19 protein-coding genes are annotated in these 17,596 nt (G+C 34.1%); 9 read left to right on the forward strand and 10 right to left on the reverse strand.

The window, feature by feature from the left end:
• Window positions 1-6: 6 nt before the first annotated feature.
• The 4 genes from rlmB (at window position 7) to O5639_RS01470 (ending at window position 6,795) form a co-directional block, all read left to right on the forward strand.
• On the forward strand, window positions 7-1,257 hold the full coding sequence (gene rlmB / locus O5639_RS01455; RefSeq protein WP_269624741.1) for a 23S rRNA (guanosine(2251)-2'-O)-methyltransferase RlmB: 1,251 nt from the start codon (window positions 7-9) through the stop codon (window positions 1,255-1,257).
• A gap of 227 nt (window positions 1,258-1,484) precedes the next feature.
• The gene (locus tag O5639_RS01460) at window positions 1,485-1,715 is read left to right on the forward strand and encodes a DUF1816 domain-containing protein (protein WP_269624742.1); all 231 of its coding nucleotides are present in this window, start codon (window positions 1,485-1,487) and stop codon (window positions 1,713-1,715) included.
• 29 nt (window positions 1,716-1,744) lie between these two features.
• Window positions 1,745-3,205, forward strand: coding sequence for an Asp-tRNA(Asn)/Glu-tRNA(Gln) amidotransferase subunit GatA (gene gatA / locus O5639_RS01465; protein ID WP_269624743.1), 1,461 nt, complete (start codon window positions 1,745-1,747; stop codon window positions 3,203-3,205).
• Window positions 3,206-3,276: 71 nt separating this feature from the next.
• A complete protein-coding gene (locus tag O5639_RS01470; RefSeq protein ID WP_269624744.1) occupies window positions 3,277-6,795 on the forward strand; it encodes a DNA polymerase III subunit alpha in 3,519 nt (1,172 codons plus the stop codon).
• Between the two features lie 8 nt (window positions 6,796-6,803).
• On the opposite strand, the gene O5639_RS01475 is transcribed toward O5639_RS01470, so the two are convergent.
• The 5 genes from O5639_RS01475 to O5639_RS01495 are packed head-to-tail and all read right to left on the reverse strand — an operon-like array spanning window position 6,804 to window position 9,597.
• Window positions 6,804-7,244, reverse strand: a complete 441-nt coding sequence (locus O5639_RS01475) for a PAM68 family protein (RefSeq protein ID WP_269624745.1) — start codon at window positions 7,242-7,244, stop codon at window positions 6,804-6,806.
• A 27-nt stretch (window positions 7,245-7,271) separates the two neighbouring features.
• Window positions 7,272-7,541, reverse strand: coding sequence for a 30S ribosomal protein S15 (gene rpsO, locus O5639_RS01480; RefSeq protein ID WP_011293801.1), 270 nt, complete (start codon window positions 7,539-7,541; stop codon window positions 7,272-7,274).
• Window positions 7,542-7,591: 50 nt separating this feature from the next.
• The gene (ruvA, locus tag O5639_RS01485; protein ID WP_269624746.1) at window positions 7,592-8,266 is read right to left on the reverse strand and encodes a Holliday junction branch migration protein RuvA; all 675 of its coding nucleotides are present in this window, start codon (window positions 8,264-8,266) and stop codon (window positions 7,592-7,594) included.
• Window positions 8,267-8,305: 39 nt separating this feature from the next.
• A complete protein-coding gene (locus O5639_RS01490; RefSeq protein ID WP_269624747.1) occupies window positions 8,306-8,692 on the reverse strand; it encodes a cAMP phosphodiesterase in 387 nt (128 codons plus the stop codon).
• Window positions 8,689-9,597 (reverse strand): DMT family transporter, encoded by a 909-nt coding sequence (locus O5639_RS01495; protein WP_269624748.1) that lies wholly within the window; start codon window positions 9,595-9,597, stop codon window positions 8,689-8,691. Before O5639_RS01495 ends, O5639_RS01490 begins: the two co-directional genes overlap by 4 nt.
• A 48-nt stretch (window positions 9,598-9,645) precedes the next feature.
• Between O5639_RS01495 and dnaG the strand changes: the two genes are divergently transcribed.
• Both dnaG and O5639_RS01505 read left to right on the forward strand, forming a co-directional pair.
• The gene (gene dnaG / locus O5639_RS01500) at window positions 9,646-11,673 is read left to right on the forward strand and encodes a DNA primase (protein WP_269624749.1); all 2,028 of its coding nucleotides are present in this window, start codon (window positions 9,646-9,648) and stop codon (window positions 11,671-11,673) included.
• Between the two features lie 19 nt (window positions 11,674-11,692).
• Window positions 11,693-11,992, forward strand: a complete 300-nt coding sequence (locus tag O5639_RS01505; protein WP_269624750.1) for a hypothetical protein — start codon at window positions 11,693-11,695, stop codon at window positions 11,990-11,992.
• A 13-nt stretch (window positions 11,993-12,005) separates the two neighbouring features.
• On the opposite strand, the gene O5639_RS01510 is transcribed toward O5639_RS01505, so the two are convergent.
• The 5 genes from O5639_RS01510 to O5639_RS01530 form a co-directional block, all read right to left on the reverse strand.
• Window positions 12,006-12,464, reverse strand: a complete 459-nt coding sequence (locus O5639_RS01510) for a serine hydroxymethyltransferase (RefSeq protein WP_269624751.1) — start codon at window positions 12,462-12,464, stop codon at window positions 12,006-12,008.
• Between the two features lie 95 nt (window positions 12,465-12,559).
• A complete protein-coding gene (locus O5639_RS01515; protein WP_269624752.1) occupies window positions 12,560-13,837 on the reverse strand; it encodes a Y-family DNA polymerase in 1,278 nt (425 codons plus the stop codon).
• A 2-nt stretch (window positions 13,838-13,839) separates the two neighbouring features.
• Window positions 13,840-14,274 (reverse strand): LexA family protein, encoded by a 435-nt coding sequence (locus O5639_RS01520; RefSeq protein WP_011293809.1) that lies wholly within the window; start codon window positions 14,272-14,274, stop codon window positions 13,840-13,842.
• A 62-nt stretch (window positions 14,275-14,336) separates the two neighbouring features.
• A complete protein-coding gene (locus O5639_RS01525; protein ID WP_269624753.1) occupies window positions 14,337-14,774 on the reverse strand; it encodes a 23S rRNA (pseudouridine(1915)-N(3))-methyltransferase RlmH in 438 nt (145 codons plus the stop codon).
• Window positions 14,775-14,784: 10 nt separating this feature from the next.
• Window positions 14,785-15,150: a hypothetical protein gene (locus tag O5639_RS01530; RefSeq protein ID WP_269624754.1), complete on the reverse strand. Its 366-nt coding sequence runs from the start codon at window positions 15,148-15,150 to the stop codon at window positions 14,785-14,787.
• 110 nt (window positions 15,151-15,260) lie between these two features.
• Between O5639_RS01530 and rsmA the strand changes: the two genes are divergently transcribed.
• Genes rsmA through O5639_RS01545 form a run of 3 tightly spaced genes read left to right on the forward strand, consistent with a single transcriptional unit; the run spans window position 15,261 to window position 17,422 of the window.
• A complete protein-coding gene (gene rsmA / locus O5639_RS01535; RefSeq protein WP_269624755.1) occupies window positions 15,261-16,136 on the forward strand; it encodes a 16S rRNA (adenine(1518)-N(6)/adenine(1519)-N(6))-dimethyltransferase RsmA in 876 nt (291 codons plus the stop codon).
• Entirely contained in the window at window positions 16,114-17,073 is a 960-nt protein-coding gene (ispE, locus tag O5639_RS01540) for a 4-(cytidine 5'-diphospho)-2-C-methyl-D-erythritol kinase (RefSeq protein ID WP_269624756.1), read from the forward strand. The genes rsmA and ispE overlap by 23 nt, the downstream gene beginning before the upstream one ends.
• Complete coding sequence (locus O5639_RS01545; RefSeq protein ID WP_269624757.1) at window positions 17,060-17,422, forward strand: DUF3082 domain-containing protein; 363 nt, start codon at window positions 17,060-17,062, stop codon at window positions 17,420-17,422. The genes ispE and O5639_RS01545 overlap by 14 nt, the downstream gene beginning before the upstream one ends.
• Window positions 17,423-17,596 lie beyond the last annotated feature (174 nt).

The following is a 17,596-nucleotide window of genomic DNA, read 5'->3' on the forward strand; positions in this document are numbered from 1 at the left end:
TATAAAATGAGTTATCGTTTCAATAAAGACACAAGGAATTCAAAAAACTCTTCATTTAATAAACGAAGTAGTAATTATTCTCGTCAAGATAATGACATAAAAAAGTCAAACTTTAATGATCAAAGAAGAGCAAACAATAAAATCAATCGTCTTTCATCTGATCAAGTAAATCAATACTCATCAGATAAAGAATCATCTGAAAGATTAAGAAGTAGTAACCATTCAAATTCTAATTACAGAGGATCTAATCGATTTGAACGAAAATCGATTAACTCTTCATACAGAAAGCAAAATTCTCAAGAAACTAACAATTACAGAGGATCCAATCGATTCGAAAGGAAATCGACAAAACCTTCATTCCGAAATCAGAATTCTCAGGAAACGAACAATTACAGAAGAGAAGAAAATAAAACACCTCTTTCATATTCGGAAAGTTTCACCAAAACATTAAGTGATGATTTAATTTGGGGCCGGCATTCAACTGAGGCAGCTCTTTTAGGTGGCAGAGCAATTCATAGAATTTGGTGTACCTCTGAATTACGAAGTTCACCAAAGTTTTTTCAACTTCTCAAAGAATCAAAATCTTCTGGAGTCTTGGTTGAAGAAGTTTCCTGGTCAAGGCTTGGCCAGCTTACAAATGGCGCAGTTCATCAAGGAATAGTTTTACAAATTGCCGCATCCAAAACACATGACTTGAAGAATTTAATAGATGCTTGCAAAGCTTTTGGTGATTCATCATTGCTTTTGGCCTTAGATGGATTAACTGATCCTCAAAATCTTGGAGCAATAATTCGATCGGCCGAAGCTCTTGGTGCTCAAGGCTTAATCCTCCCACAAAGGCGCAGTGCAGGTTTAACTGGATCTGTTGCAAAAGTCGCTGCTGGAGCTCTGGAACATTTGCCGGTGGCAAGAGTTGTTAATTTAAATAGGTCTTTGGAAAAGTTAAAAGATGAAGGTTATACCGTTCTTGGCCTTGCGGAGGAAGGGCCTTCTACATTATCTGAAATCAAATTTATAGGACCTTTAGTTGTAGTCGTTGGGTCCGAAGATAAAGGAATTTCTTTAATAACTAGAAGGTTATGTGACCATTTAGTAAGGATTCCTCTTAAAGGGGTGACTACAAGTCTTAATGCATCAGTCGCTACGTCTATTTTCTTATATGAAGTGGCAAGATCTAGATGGATGCGCTCAATCTCTGGGCAAGATCCTTCTCCTAGATTATTGAAACCTCAGATTTCATCTGAAAATAACAACTAATCTCTTTAAATTTAATCTTTAAAAGAAGCGTATATTTTTTATAGTTTTATTAGGATTTATAAAACATCATAATTAAATTAGATTATTAATTGCATCACCCACAGCTTTTTATACTCAACATTTTTTGACTTCAAATATATGTTTCATCATCAAGTGAACATAATATTCCATTTTTATTTGATAAACATCTAGTAAAGAAAGTATAGTAAATTAAATGCAGTTTACTTATGGGTCCCATTAGGGCTCTTCGAAGCTTAGGTAATAGTTTTGGCTTGGCCTGGTGGGCCAAGGTTGAGACAATTCAACCAGAGGTAACTTATTGGTTTGGTCCTTTTCTAACTCGCCGTAGCTTGAAAGTCAGATTAAATGCTTTTATAGAAGATCTTTCTGCAGAGTCACCCAAGAAAATTAATCATAGTTTAATTAGGTGTCGCCGTAATGAGCCTCTAACGTCATAAGCTTAAAAATATTTTTTTATAATTTAATAATGACTTTTGAAGACTTACGCCAGAAATTGAAAAGTGGTGAGGTCTCTTCTAAAGAGCTTGTTCAAGAAAAAATAAACCGAATAAAACAATTAGATCCAACTCTGAATTCCTTTCTAACAGTTAATAGTGAGCTAGCCCTAAGCAAAGCTGACCATATCGATAAACAAATAGCTTCTGGCGACCATTTACCTCCTTTGTCAGGAATACCCATTGCTATAAAAGACAACCTTTGTACAAAAGGAATTAAGACAACTTGCGCAAGCAAGATTTTAGACAACTTTGTACCGCCATATGAGTCAACAGTTACAAAAAAACTTTTGAACGCAGGAGCAATAATGATTGGCAAGACAAATATGGATGAATTTGCTATGGGCAGTTCTACAGAAACCTCTGCATTTGGTCCTACTTTGAATCCATGGAACATTACAAAAGTACCAGGAGGCAGCTCTGGTGGTAGTGCAGCTTCTGTTGCTGCTGGATTATGTTACGGATCTCTTGGTTCTGATACTGGCGGCTCAATTCGACAACCTGCTTCTTTTTGTGGCGTTGTTGGCATGAAACCAACTTATGGCCGAGTAAGTCGATGGGGGTTAATAGCTTTTGCTAGCTCTTTAGATCAGGTTGGTCCATTTGCGAATAATGTTTCTGATGCAGCTGAAATCTTGCAAGTAATATCAGGCAAAGATGAGTTTGATTCAACTACTGTTGATATTCCTGTTCCCAATTATTTAGAGAGCCTGTCTAAGTCAATTAAGGGTATGAAAATAGGCTTAATCGATAACTGCTTTGATCATGAAGGCTTAGCCACTGATGTTAAAGAATCTGTTCTTGGCTCTGCCTCGCTTCTAGAAAACTTAGGCGCAGAAATTGTTAATGTTTCTTGTCCTCGTTTCAATGATGGAATTGCTACCTATTACGTTATTGCCCCATCTGAAGCTTCAGCGAATCTAGCTAGATACGACGGTGTCAAATATGGATTCCGCTCGGAAGATGCACAATCTCTTATAGAAATGACCTCCAAAAGTAGAGCACTTGGTTTTGGAAGTGAAGTTAAACGAAGAATTCTTATTGGAACCTATGCCCTATCCGCTGGTTATGTTGATGCTTACTACAAGAAAGCCCAGCAAGTTCGAACTTTGATACGGAGAGACTTTGATGATGCTTTTAAAAAAGTAGATGTTTTGTTAGCTCCAACAGCACCTACTACTGCTTTCGGCTCTGGAGATAATATGGATAATCCAATGGCGATGTATCTATCGGATTTATTGACGATTCCGGCAAATTTAGCTGGATTGCCTGCAATCAGCCTGCCATGTGGTTTTGATAAATCCGGTTTACCAATAGGCTTACAGCTAATAGGAAATGTTTTTGAAGAAGGGAAGCTTCTTCAAGTAGCTAATCAATTCGAGAAAGCTGCTGAGGTTTATAAAAATAGGCCTAAAACAGATTTCACGTTATAAAGTTTGAACCACTTCATGTGGAGAATATAATTATCGCTACACTATATGCAGTGTAGTTCCGTGGAATATTAATGGCTTTTGTTCCTATTCATAACCATAGTGACTACAGCCTTCTTGATGGAGCCAGTCAACTCCCTTTAATGGTTCAAAGGGCAAAGGAATTGGGGATGCCAGCTTTAGCTCTGACTGACCATGGAGTAATGTATGGCGCGATCGAATTATTGAAGTTATGTAAGGCCGCGAATATAAAGCCAATTATTGGGAATGAGATGTACGTTATCAATGGTTCAATTGATGACCCTCAGCCCAAAAAGGAAAAAAGATATCATCTTGTTGTCGTAGCTAAAAACCAAATTGGTTATGAAAATCTCGTAAAGTTAACTACGCTTAGTCATTTAAACGGTGTTAGAGGAAGAGGGATATTTTCAAGACCTTGCATAGATAAGTATTTATTCAAAAAATATAGCGAGGGATTGATTTGTTCAACAGCTTGCTTAGGTGGTGAAATTCCACAAGCGATTTTAAAAGGAAGAAATGACGTTGCTAGAGAAGTAGCAGCTTGGTATAAAGAGGTTTTGGGTGATGATTTTTATCTTGAAATTCAAGACCATGGATCAATTGAGGATAGAATTGTTAATAGTGAAATAGTTAAAATATCCGAAGAACTTGATATCCAAATCATCGCTACTAATGATGCACATTATGTATCAAAGAATGATATTGAAGCTCATGATGCATTGATTTGTGTTTTGACTGGAAAATCAGTTAGTGATCACAAAAGATTACGATATACAGGGACTGAATATATTAAATCTGAGGAGGAAATGAGAAGTTTATTTACTGATCATTTAGACAAGCATGTCATAAATAGTGCAATAGAAAATACAGTTAAACTATCAAATAAGGTTGAAGAATATACGATATTAGGGACTTATAAGATGCCTAATTTTCCTATACCTGATGGTTATCAACCAATTGAATATCTTAAAGAGATAACTATCAACGGTTTGAAGGAAATTTTAGATATTACTAAATTTGAACATTTTCCAATCGAATATAAAGAACGACTTGATTATGAGTTAAAAGTAATAGAAAAAATGGGCTTCCCAACCTATTTTCTTGTTGTGTGGGATTATATAAAATTTGCAAGAGAGCAAAATATTCCTGTAGGTCCAGGTAGAGGTTCAGCAGCAGGCTCTTTAGTCGCTTTTTCTCTTCGCATAACTAATATTGATCCAGTAGAAAATGGTTTGTTGTTTGAAAGATTTCTCAATCCTGAGAGAAAGTCAATGCCTGATATTGACACTGATTTTTGTATTGAAAGGCGTGGCGAAGTTATAGATTATGTAACTAAAAAGTATGGTGAAGATAAAGTTGCACAGATAATTACATTTAACAGAATGACATCTAAGGCTGTTTTGAAAGATGTTGCCCGAGTACTTGATATTCCCTATGGAGATGCAGACCGCTTAGCGAAATTAATTCCAGTTGTAAGGGGTAAGCCTGCAAAATTGTCAGCCATGATTTCAAAAGAATCCCCCAATAAAGAATTTTATGAAAAATACAACAATGATTCAAAAGTAAAGAAATGGGTTGATATGGCAATGAGGATAGAAGGGACAAATAAGACTTTTGGTGTTCATGCAGCAGGTGTGGTTATTGCGGCTAATTCACTTGATAATTTAGTTCCTCTTCAAAGAAACAATGATGGACAAATAATTACTCAATATTTTATGGAAGATATTGAATCACTCGGTCTTTTGAAGATGGACTTTTTAGGACTTAGAAATCTTACAATGATCGAAAAGACAATTAATTTAGTTGAGAAATCAATTGGTAAGAGATTAGATCCTGATTCTTTGCCTTTTACAGATGAAAAAACATTCGAACTACTTTCCAGGGGCGATTTAGAAGGAATTTTCCAACTTGAATCTAGTGGAATGAGGCAAATAGTAAAAGATCTAAAGCCCTCATCTCTTGAGGATATTTCTTCGATTCTTGCTCTTTATCGTCCAGGTCCTCTTGATGCAGGATTGATTCCTAAATTTATAAATAGAAAACATGGGAAGGAGAGTATTGATTTTCAACATCAATCACTTGAGCCAATTTTAAGTGAGACTTATGGAATCATGGTTTATCAAGAGCAGATCATGAAGATTGCACAGGATTTAGCCGGATATTCGCTTGGGCAAGCAGATTTATTGAGAAGGGCAATGGGTAAGAAAAAAGTATCCGAGATGCAGCGCCATAGAACGCTCTTTGTTGATGGAGCTGTTAAAAATGGTGTCACAGATGTCATCGCTGAACAGTTATTTGATCAAATGGTTTTATTTGCTGAATACTGCTTTAACAAAAGTCATTCAACTGCTTATGGAGCTGTTACTTATCAGACTGCTTATTTAAAAGCACATTATCCTGTCGCTTATATGGCGGCATTGCTTACCGTTAATGCTGGATCGGCTGACAAGATTCAAAGATATATTTCTAACTGTAATTCAATGGGCATAAACGTAATGCCTCCAAATATCAATACCTCTGGTGTTGATTTCACTCCAAAAGATAATTCAATTCTTTTTGGTTTTTCGGCTGTCAAAAATTTAGGTGATGGTGCAATTAGAAAAATTATCACCTCTAGAGATGAAGATGGCGAATTTACTTCTTTAGCACAATTATGTGATCGAATTTCACTTGGTTCCGTTAACCGAAGAGGACTTGAGGCGTTGATACATAGTGGAGCGCTTGATTGTCTTGAAAAAAATGCAAATCGCGCTCAGCTTATTGCTGATTTGGATTTAACTATTGAATGGGCTTCTTCTAGAGCAAAAGATAGAACTAGCGGTCAAGGTAATCTCTTCGATTTATCTAATTCCACAAATAATGAATCATCACCGACTGATGATTATTCATCAGCTCCAAAGGCGAAAGAAGTCCAAGAGTATCTTCCTTCAGACAAACTTAAATTAGAAAAAGAGCATGTTGGATTCTATCTATCTGATCATCCTTTGAAGCAACTTTCAGAACCAGCAAAATTGATTGCTCCTATAAGCCTTAGTTCTTTAGAAGAGCAAAAAGATAAGTCAAAGGTTAGTGTTATTGCAATGATTCCAGAAATGAGAGAAGTCACAACTAGAAAAGGTGACAGGATGGCAATTATTCAACTAGAGGATTTAACTGGTTCTTGTGAAGCTGTTGTTTTCCCCAAAAGTTATGAACGATTATCAGATCATTTGATGGTTGAAACGAGGTTATTGATATGGGGCAGCGTAGACAGGAGAGATGAAACTGTTCAATTGCTTATTGATGATTGTCGTGAAATTGATGACTTAAGATTTCTCTTGATTGATCTTCGTCCTGATCAAGCTACAGATATCAATATTCAGCATAAATTAAGAGAATGCCTTTCTAAAAACAGACCTAACAGAAATGAATTAGGTGTACGTATCCCAGTAGTAGCATGTCTAAAGGACAACACTAATACTAGGTATGTAAGGTTGGGTGATCAATTTTGCGTAAAGGACACTGACCTGGCTTTGGAGGCACTATCTAAGAATTCCTTCATTGCAAGATCAAGTAAAAGCCTTGTAATTTAAACTTATTTTCAACTTGAAATATCTTTTTGACTTGTTTTGAATGCATCTTTCATCCTATTGATGTTTGGCTTTATGTTCTCAAAACCAAGAAAACTTCCAGTATTTAAATCCCAACTAGCTGAGAGTATTCCATAACTTAATCCTAATAAACCTATAAGGAAACAAAGCGCTGAACTTACAAGAGTGACTGTTGGAGATATTTCAGCAATACCTTTGCTTATTAAAAAATAACTCCCAATAAATACTCCCATGCCACTTAGGGTTGGAATGCCTGTCGTAAAAGCTATTCTTCTTGCCATTCTATTTGCAACATAGCTTGGTATTCCTGAGTTCTTGCTACTACTTTTTGAAGATTTCTTTGAAACTATTTTTGGAGCCGAGTTATTGCTGGAGAATCCTATTTTTACTTCTTTAGGTTGGTCCTTTTTGTTTTTCTTTGAACCTTTCATTAGCTTCTAGCAATCTAGTACCAGCAATTATCCTCTAATAGCTAATTTTTCAATGAGCTCTGTATATCTTTTTTCACTTTTAGAACGTACATAACCTAAAAGTCTTTTTCTCTGCCCAATCATTTTGAGCAATCCTTGTCTTGAGGAGAAATCATGGATATTGCCTTGAAGATGTGTGCTTAATTTTGAGATCCTTGTGGTAAGCATCGCAACTTGAACTTCTGCTGAGCCAGTATCAGTTGGATGTACTTGATGTGTGTTGATTAGATTTTGTTTCTCTTCTGTGCCAAGTGACATTTGTTTAACTTTTCTTATTCATCAATTCTAATTTAATCCCTAGCCTTCTATCAAGTACTCTTTTCACTTAATTTCATAAGAATCTCTTTGAGATGTTTATCCATTAGCTCTGCTTTTTCTTCTGCAGATGAAGAATTCAATAACAAAGAATTTTCTTTTTCATTGATTGTGATTATTTTAATTGATTCTTTTATTTCATTATCTACATAGCCAAGTGAATTTAGAATTAAATATATTTCATCAATATATTTGGAGAATTGATTAGCCTCTATGTCATTTTTGTTTTCATGAATTGTTTTATCATTATCTGTAAATCTTTGAAGTTTATTTCTTAGCTCAACTATTAATCTCTCTGCAATTCTTTTACCTATGCCTTGGGTTTTTGTTAATAAATTAGATTCTTTATTTTCTATTGCATTAACTAATTGAGGAACTTCAAATTCCTCTAACATAGCCATACCTATTTGAGGGCCTATTCCATTTACACTGATGATTTCTCGAAATAGATCTCTTTGATTAACCTCTATAAAACCATATAAACTTGTGCCATCTTCACGATCTATTTGATGAATCCATAATTCAAACTCATTTAAAAATTCAGCTTTATCTATTTGTTTTGGTAATAGTTGTATTTCATAGCCAACACCACCAACATTTAGAACGACTCCTTTTCTTGAGGATATTTTCCAAGTATGAACTTTTTCGCCTTTTAACCAGCTAATCATTATTTATTTTGATTAAATTTCTGAAAATATAAAATATTCTCAACCACCATCAATCTGACATCCAACCATTGACCCTCCTACCAAACCAGCAGGAATTGCCCACCAACGATCTTTTCCTCTGGATATTGCTGTAGCGAAGCCAGCTCCTAAAATCCCTCCTGCAATTTTGCCTTCAGAGCAATCATTGTTATCGAATTCATTGTTATCGAATGTTGATCCAGCACCTGGGCAAGGAACTTCAACTGTTTCCTCCCATTTTTTGACATATCCAGGATCTTTTCTTGTCCCAGGAATATATTCTTCTCTATATTCGTTTCTCGTGCAAGTTTTACTAGAAGAGTAGCCTCGCTGATATTCATCTGCAAGAATCGATGTTGATCCAGTGCAAATAAAAACTATTGAAAAAATTAAAGATTTATAATTCATATTTTTGATTGTGTTCTCTTGGATGCACTCATACTAATAATAGTAGAAATAAGAACGCAAAATCCACCTAAGTATATTGAACTTGTTATTTTTTCTTGAAATATCAATACTCCCCATATACTTGCAAATATAACTTGTGAATAATTTAGTGAAGTTGCTTGGCCAGCTGGTAGTAGTCTTAACCCCTCTGTTATACAGAGTTGTCCAATCTGTGTAAAAATACCAATACCTATTATCCAGAACCAATCTGTACCAGAAGGTAATACAAAATCACTAATAATAAAAGGAATAGATAAGGGGATAGAGACCAAAGGAAAGTAGTAAATTATTACAAGAGGGTGTTCTTTGGAAGAAAGCTTCCTTACACATATATATGCCAATGATGTCATCAGCGCACCAAATATTGCAATGATTATTGCTAATATTGTCTCTTGAATATTACTGTTGCTGGTGAATTCCGGCTGACTAACTAAAACAATTCCTATCCAACCAATAATGATTGAATATACTATTCTTCTTAATATATATTCCTTTAAAATTATGTAAGCACATATCACTGTAAAAGTTGGATAAATGTATTGTATTACTGTTGCCGTTGCAATAGGTAATATTGTAAGAGCTTTGAAAATACAGAATAGTGCAACTGTTCCTAGTAAACCCCTTATGATTAATAATTTTTTCTGATATCCCCAAGGGTTAATGTTATTTTTATATAAGTAAAATCTTGTTATTATTATACTTATTGTAGCTCGAGCAAATACAAGTTCTGAAATAGGGATCCTTCCCCCAATCGCCTTCACACAAACAGTCATAAGGCTAAATGCAAAACCGCTTCCTATTAAAAATCTGATCCCTTTAAAATTTTTTTCTATATTTAATTTATTGGTAAGTAGTTTTTCTCTCAATTCCTAAATCTCTTAACTAAATATTTAAATATCAATTAAAATTATCATATGGCTTCTGCTCGACTACATCCTAAGACAATTGAGTCTGTAAAAGAGCGCGTAGATATTGTTGATGTTGTTGGTGAACACGTCGTTTTAAAGAAAAAAGGTAAAGAATATGTTGGAATATGTCCTTTTCATGATGATAGTAAACCTTCAATGTCAGTAATTCCTGGCAAGCAATTTTATTATTGTTTTTCATGTGGAGCTGGTGGAAATGCAATTAAATTCTTAATGGAGTTTCAGAGACAAAGTTTTAGTGATGTTGTTCTTGAGCTGGCTAAGAAATATCAAGTACCAATTGATACGATTGAAGGACCTCAACAAGAAAGACTCAAGCAACAGCTTTCACGTAGAGATACCCTTTATCGTGTTTTAAAAACCGCTACTGGTTGGTTTAGAAATCAATTGAATTCTCCATGTGGAGAAAATGCACTTAATTACCTTAAGAATAAGCGTAATTTAAGTGATGGAACTTTAATCAATTTTGAACTTGGTTTTGCTCCAGATAATTGGGATTCACTACTTAAATATTTTGTAGACATAGAAAAAGTCAGTGTTGAAATCCTTGAATCAGCGGGATTGATTGTTCCTCGAAAGGGTGGTAATGGTTTCTATGACAGATTTCGCAATCGAATAATTGTTCCTATTCACGACAGGCAAAAAAGAGTTATTGGTTTCGGCGGACGAAGTCTTGATGGTTCAGAACCTAAGTATTTAAATTCACCTGAGACTGAAATCTTTGAAAAAGGAAAAAATCTTTTTGGTTTTGATAAATCCACACTTTCCATTAGGAAAAAAGATTATGCAGTTGTTGTAGAGGGATATTTTGATGTGATGGCACTTCATGATTCGGGTATTACAAATGTTGTCGCTTCTTTAGGAACAGCATTAAGTCGCAATCAAATAACGCTTCTTTCTCGTGCCACCGATAGTAAAAAGATTCTCTTAAATTTTGACTCAGATAATGCTGGAATCCGTGCGGCTAATAGAGCCATTAGTGAAGTAGAAAACCTCGCTATTCAAGGTCAACTAGATTTACGAGTCCTTCAATTACCTTCAGGTAAAGATCCAGATGAATTTCTTAAGGATAATTCTCCATCCGAATATGAAGCATTAGCGGCAAAATCACCTCTTTGGATGGATTGGCAAATTGATCAATCATTGAAGGATTTAGATTTAAGTAAATCTGATCAATTTCAGGAAGCCGTTAGCAGCTTAGTAAGTCTCCTTGGAAAGCTTCCTCAAACTGCAATAAGAACTCATTATCTACAGAAGGTTGCTCAGCGTCTTAGTGGAGGTCAAGGTAGATTCGCTCTAAAACTAGAGGAGGATTTACGTAATCAAATAAGTGGTCAAAGATGGCACGGTCGCTCGAAAAAAATTGATAAGCCTCAAGAAATTAGTCTCAGAGAAAGAAGTGAGGCAGATATACTTTTTACTTATATTCACTGTCCTAATTACAGATCTTTTATTCGTTATGAACTTCGCTTAAGGGATCTTGATGATTTTGCGATTAATCATCATCGTGCAATATGGTCTACAATAAGTAACATTGAGGAAAAGATTTTTGGTCCTGAAATTGTTGAGAAGATTAATCGTTTTAATGATTCTAATAATATTTTAGCTGATGTTGATTTAATTAAAAAGTTGTTAGATAATTTCCTATCCAGTGATAATGAGCATCTTCCTAAACTTACTCCTTTACTAGATGTTAATGAACTTCGTTTGGCAACATTAAATGACCCCGAGTCGCTCATCCGTGGGGCCCTGGCTGCTCTTGAAAAGCAAAAATCCTTAAAACGTTGTAGACATTTAATTGATGCATGGAGTTCTCAAAGATTGCAAACTCTTGAGAACTGTATAGCCTCTCTTATTGTTCAGGAAAAATCTGAGCCTAGCGATTCATCTGATATGGAACAGAGAGTTATTAGCATGTTTGAAGAATTAAATAATGATGCTATCAATTTTCAACAGCTTTACTATGCCGAGAGAAAACACATACTTAATCTAGATCAACAGAGATGTTATAAATAATTTTATATGGTTTTTATCAATGAAAAATATTTCACCTTTTAATTTGGATCAATGTTCTTTATCTAATGATCTATGGCCAGATTTTATCAATAAAATTGGTCTTATTAAGGCAAATTTAGCTGTACGACAATCTCTCGATCTTCAGAGAATGCAGGGATCGACTTCCACTCTACCTGTACTTATTCTTGAAACATGTGGAACTGCTTTAGTGAATTCTGAAGCCGTTAAGATTTATATTGGTCTTTCATATTTGGAGCAAGGAATGGTTTTAATTTTCAGTAGTAAATTAAACGCTATTCAGTTACTTAGATACAATTAATATTAATAAAGTATTATAGACAATATTTTATTAATTCATTTTTTACTAATCTTGGTTTATCTTCTAATATATATGCTTGTCTTTCTTTTTCTTCCTCTCTGGATATTCTAATAGATCCATTAAAAGCATTTATCTTTGATGGATTCATTGATAGCTTTCTATCTATTTTTAATAACTTTCCATTATTGCACTCTTGTGCGACATGAATAGCTTCATGTCTTAAAGCTTTTTTTATATGTAAGGCTGTTCTTTCAAACACATCCTTATTTTTCTTTCTTAGATGCGTATATCCTTCTCGCTTCTTTGCGTTATTTGTACAAATAATAATTTCCTTTTTTACGCGATTAAAAAAACCCACATAGTTCTCACCTAACAAACATAATTTTGTATTTTCTGCTGTCTTATATCCCGCCTTTTCAATCACCCTTATTATTTCTACTTCTGTTCTATCTATAAATTCTATGAACTCCACTATATTTTTTCTAGGACTTCTCTTCTTTTCAATGTAGCATGACACTCAGTTTGAATTTTAATATGTAGCATCATTGTTAAATATTATACTAACTTCTAATTAGCATATATAGTTGGAATATTTTCTATATTTGTTGTTTTTATACTAGATAGATTTTTTCTTCGGGGTCTCCATTCTGTATCCATCATTGATGATCCCCAATTTATTGTATCTATACCATTTTTCGAATTAATATTATCTATTACATTATCCAGTCTCTGTCGGTATAATTCTTCTTTAATATTCTGTGCATCAAATATTAGGTTTTGTTTATATTGATTGCTTTGAAGTTTATGCAATATTACACCTGCTTTTATAAATTTTTTATATGGTTTAAAAATTTCTTTTGTTAGTAATAGACTTTTTTCAATCATGATCTTTGAGTTAGAAGTTGGAACGCTTATTTTTGCTGTTGCTTCACTCCTAAAAAAATCTTTTGAATGAGTATTTGTATTCGTAAAAAGCGTAATAGCTGAAGATAATTGATTGTATTTTCGCAACTTAGCACTTGCGATTAAAACGTATTTAATAATTGCTTGGCTCAAATCATCTAAGCTATCTATGGGATGTGCAAAACTCCTGCTTACGCAGATTTCTTTTCGATCTGATGAGTTCTCTTTTATAGGGATACAGAGGTTTCCTTTTAATTCATTTTGAATGCGTAGACCAACTACACCATACTTTCCTTTAATTTGGTCGCTTGACATATCTCTAAGTTCTCTCGCATTAGTGATGCCTCTGTCTTTTAGCCATTTAGACATCCTTTTGCCGATACCCCAAACTTTATCTATATTAATTAGATCAAGATAATGATCTTTATTTTCAACAAGACCTATATCAAATATGCCTGAATTCGTTTGTATTTTTTTTGCTAGATGATTAGAAATTTTTGATAGAACTTTTGTCTCACCAATACCAATAGATATTGGTATTCCTATGTTTTGATAAACCAAAGCCCTTAAATCTTTTCCCCATTTGTATAAGCACTTTTCTTTTGGACGTTTTATAGTTCCAAACGCTTCATCTATAGAGTAAATTTCCAGTTCTTCACAATTTTTTCTTAGTAGTTGCATTAATCGATTACTTATATCACCGTAAAGTTCGTAATTTGAACTTCTTACATTTATATTTAATTGATTTAGTTTATTTTTTAACTTGAAATAAGGCTGTCCCATAGGAATTCCCATTCTTCTGGCCTCTGAACTGCGAGCTATTATGCATCCATCATTATTCGAAAGTACTACTAATCCCTTTCCTTTTATGGAAGGATCGATCATTTGTTCACACGAAGCATAGAAATTATTCCCATCAATTTGAAGTATTACTTTGGACATAATTAGACTTTTGATTGTTGTAGTTCATGTATCGAATAAATCGCTACTCCCCATATTTGTATATCTATATATTCATATAAGTTTATTGCTGGATAATTTTCTTTATCTGCTTTCAGATAATAACTATCTTGCTTTTTGATAAGTCTTTTTAATGTGAATTCTCCATCCAAGAGAGCAACTACAATATGCCCAGGATTTGGGTTTATACTGCGATCTATGATTAATAAATCGTTGTTATAAATTCCTGCGTTATTCATTGAATTACCGCTTACACGTAGAAAGAAGGTACTTATTGGATTCTTGATTAAGTATTTGTTTAGATCGATACCGAGCTCTATGTAGTCTTCCGCAGGAGAAGGAAAGCCTGCAGAAATAGTTGGAATTAATAGTGACGACAAGCCTTCTGTTGATGAAGAGCGAGAGCGATTTGAACCCATAGGACCAGATCAATACAATGCATTATAGTACACTTGAACTATTACTCCTCCTTCGGATCTGCTTATTCCTTGTGGTAAGGGCCTCCTTGGGTGATTGTTTTTGCGCGGTAGAGCTGTTCTATTAGTAATAGGCGAGCTATTTCATGCGGAAAAGTTAGAGGTGAAAGACTTAATTGCCAAGAGGCTAAATTGTTAAGGGAAGAGGTAAGACCTGAAGCACCTCCAATAACAAAAGTAATATTTTGATTGTGAGAATTTAGAAGTTTTGTTGCTAGTTCTTTTGATGTAAATGATTGACCATTTTCGTTAAGAGTTACCAGAAATTCATTTTTGCTGATAATTTCTTTGATCGTATGTTCTTCTTTTAATTGTGTGCTGTCTTTAATTTCTTTAACTTCTAAACCAGGTAATCTTTTTAGGTACATTTCTATACCCTCTTGAATCCACTTTTTTCTTATTTTTCCTATAGCAATGATTTTATAGTGTGAAATATTAAGCATAAAGTTTTTTCTAATCGATATCATCTTCGAGTAGAAATTGTTGAAATTGTGTGTATAGGTTTAGGGCATCTTCAGCTGAAAGATCTTTAGAATTTTCATTGATCTGTGGATCTGAATTGGAAGAAATTTTCACATTATTTGATTCAAGTTTTTTTAGTCTTTCTAGTAAATGAGGTGGTACGTTCCCATCTGGACTTATTTCCATCAACTCTCGAAAAAGTTGTTCAGGGTTAGTTTCGGTTTCAACTGGATGTAACTGTTGTGCTTTAGTTTCTTTTTGATTATTTAATTCATTTGTTTGAGGTTTTGATATCTCTTTGGGAAGTTTACGTCCTAGCTCTTTTAGACGCTCAAGGCTATGGCTATCAAAAGTCATTTTTAAAATGTATATTGATTGAAGATCTTCTTGTGAGTATATTTTAAATAATTTATTTTTATTTGAGTGAGATATGTGATCGTTTCTAATGTGGTATGGAGTTTATGCGTATGTGTGGTGATAACACTTTGAATGATTTTAGGCACATCCCAAGAAAACGCTTTGGACAACATTGGTTGAAAGATCAGGGCGTTTTGGATCAAATAGTCAAGGCGGCCGAATTGAATCCTGAAGATTGCGTATTAGAAGTTGGTCCAGGTAAAGGTGCTTTAACAGAAAAATTAATTGAATCCCAAGCAAGATTTATCCAGGCAATTGAGCTAGATAGAGATTTAGTCATTGGTTTGAAAAAGCGTTTTCATCATCAAAATAAATTTAGTTTGAGAGAGGGAGATGTTCTATCTGCCCCACTGGATGCTGAGAATGGACTCACTATCAACAAAGTTGTAGCTAATATTCCATACAACATCACCGGTCCACTATTAAAAAGATTGATTGGTGAATTAAGAAAAGCGCCTGAAAATAGTTTTGAAACTTTAGTTTTACTTATGCAAAAAGAAGTTGCACAAAGACTTTTAGCTAGACCTGGGAATAGCAATTTTAGTGCTTTAAGTGTACGGATCCAGCTTTTGGCTAAATGTCAGGACGTATGTGATGTGCCTTCTATATGTTTTCAACCAGCACCGAAGGTGGATTCTAAAGTAGTCATGATTAAGCCCTTTGCATCTATTGATCCAGATTTTTATGAGGTAGGGAATTTATTAGAGAAACTTTTGAAACATGCTTTTGCTGGTAGAAGAAAAAAATTACGAAACACGATTGGAAGTTTTGTTACTTCCAACGATCAAATAAAGGAATTTTTCGCCTACAGAGGTATTAGTCTTGATCAAAGACCACAGGAAATTTCACCTTCCAATTGGTTCGGCTTGGCAAAAGCTTTAAAAGAAACTTGTGTTATTGAAAATGGTACCTTCCAAAGCAAATGAAGATTTTCTTATCGCAAATGCACATGCAAAAATTAATCTACATTTAGAGGTTTTAGGTATTAGGAGCGATGGCTTTCATGAATTAGCAATGGTCATGCAAAGTATTAATTTAAGTGATCAATTGAAGATGATAAAAAGAGTAGATAATACTATTAATCTAAAATCTAATAATAAAGAAATTAGTAATGGTGACGATAATCTAATAATAAAAGCTGCAAAGCTGTTGAGAAATAAAGTAGAAAATCAAGAATTAGGTGTTGATATTGAACTTGAGAAAAACATTCCTATTGGAGCAGGATTGGCAGGGGGATCTACAGATGCAGCTGCAACATTACTTGGATTAAATAAACTTTGGAAGCTAAATCTTAAGACTGATGAATTAGAGAACCTATCAAAAGAAATAGGATCAGATATCCCTTTTTGCATATCAGGAGGGAGGCAAATATGTTTTGGTAGAGGTGAAATTTTAGAAAAATTGAAATTTGATCAAATTCAGTTAGGTCTTATTTTGGTTAAAGACCCTTCAATACAAGTATCTACTCCAGTTGCATACAAAAAATATAAAGAGCAGTTTGGTGAAAGCTATCTTGAAGATGATAGGGATTTTGAAATCAAAAGAAACTCTATTAGATCTATTGACTGGTCTGATCAGTCGCTTTTTGATAATCGTAAAGAAATACAAAATGATTTACAAAAAAGCGTTCGCCCTATGACACCAGAGGTTGAGAAGTCATTGAATTTATTGTCTAGGTTGCCAGATTCACGTCTTGTTTCAATGAGTGGTTCTGGTCCAAGTTGCTTTGCCTTGTTTCAAAATTATGACCAAGCAAATAAAGTACTCAAAGAACATGTTAATGAATTTGAAAGGGCTGGTTTATCAGCTTGGGCATGTTCAATGATGTCTAATGGAGTTGAATTAAGAAATGAATTCACCTAGTAATGGGTTTAAAAATGAATCTGATGAATTAGCTAATCAATCATCAAGTTCTTTAGATCCCAATAGCCCTGAACCACAGAAAGGCCCCATAAGCTTTCTCTCAGGTTCGATTACAAGTTTATCTTTTAGCATGTTAAGCCTTTTTATTAGTAAAAAAATAGTTTTATATTTTTCGATCCATACTCCTAATTATTCTTCTCCCATTGCTCAGAGTATTGCTTCTGGTTTTAAAACACTAATTATTGGAATTAGTTTTCTTGCAACTTTTACCTTTGGTTTTATTGGACTTGGTTTGTTTTTAGTATTTATTCGAAGTTTAATAGAAGGCAACAAGGACAAAACTGACTAGTATTTAACTATTAAATTGTAATATTTAGATCTTTCTATGACTCTTCATGACTTAGGACTTCTCGTTTTATTACTCTCTCCTGGAATGTTGCTTTCCATTTTGCTGTTATCGACTTTTGCAGCAGGTGGGTAATTAGGCACTGTTTGAGATAGTTTGGAAGAACAAACCGGTAAT

It is taken from the genome of Prochlorococcus marinus str. MIT 1214, assembly GCF_027359355.1.
GTDB lineage: Bacteria > Cyanobacteriota > Cyanobacteriia > PCC-6307 > Cyanobiaceae > Prochlorococcus_B > Prochlorococcus_B marinus_F.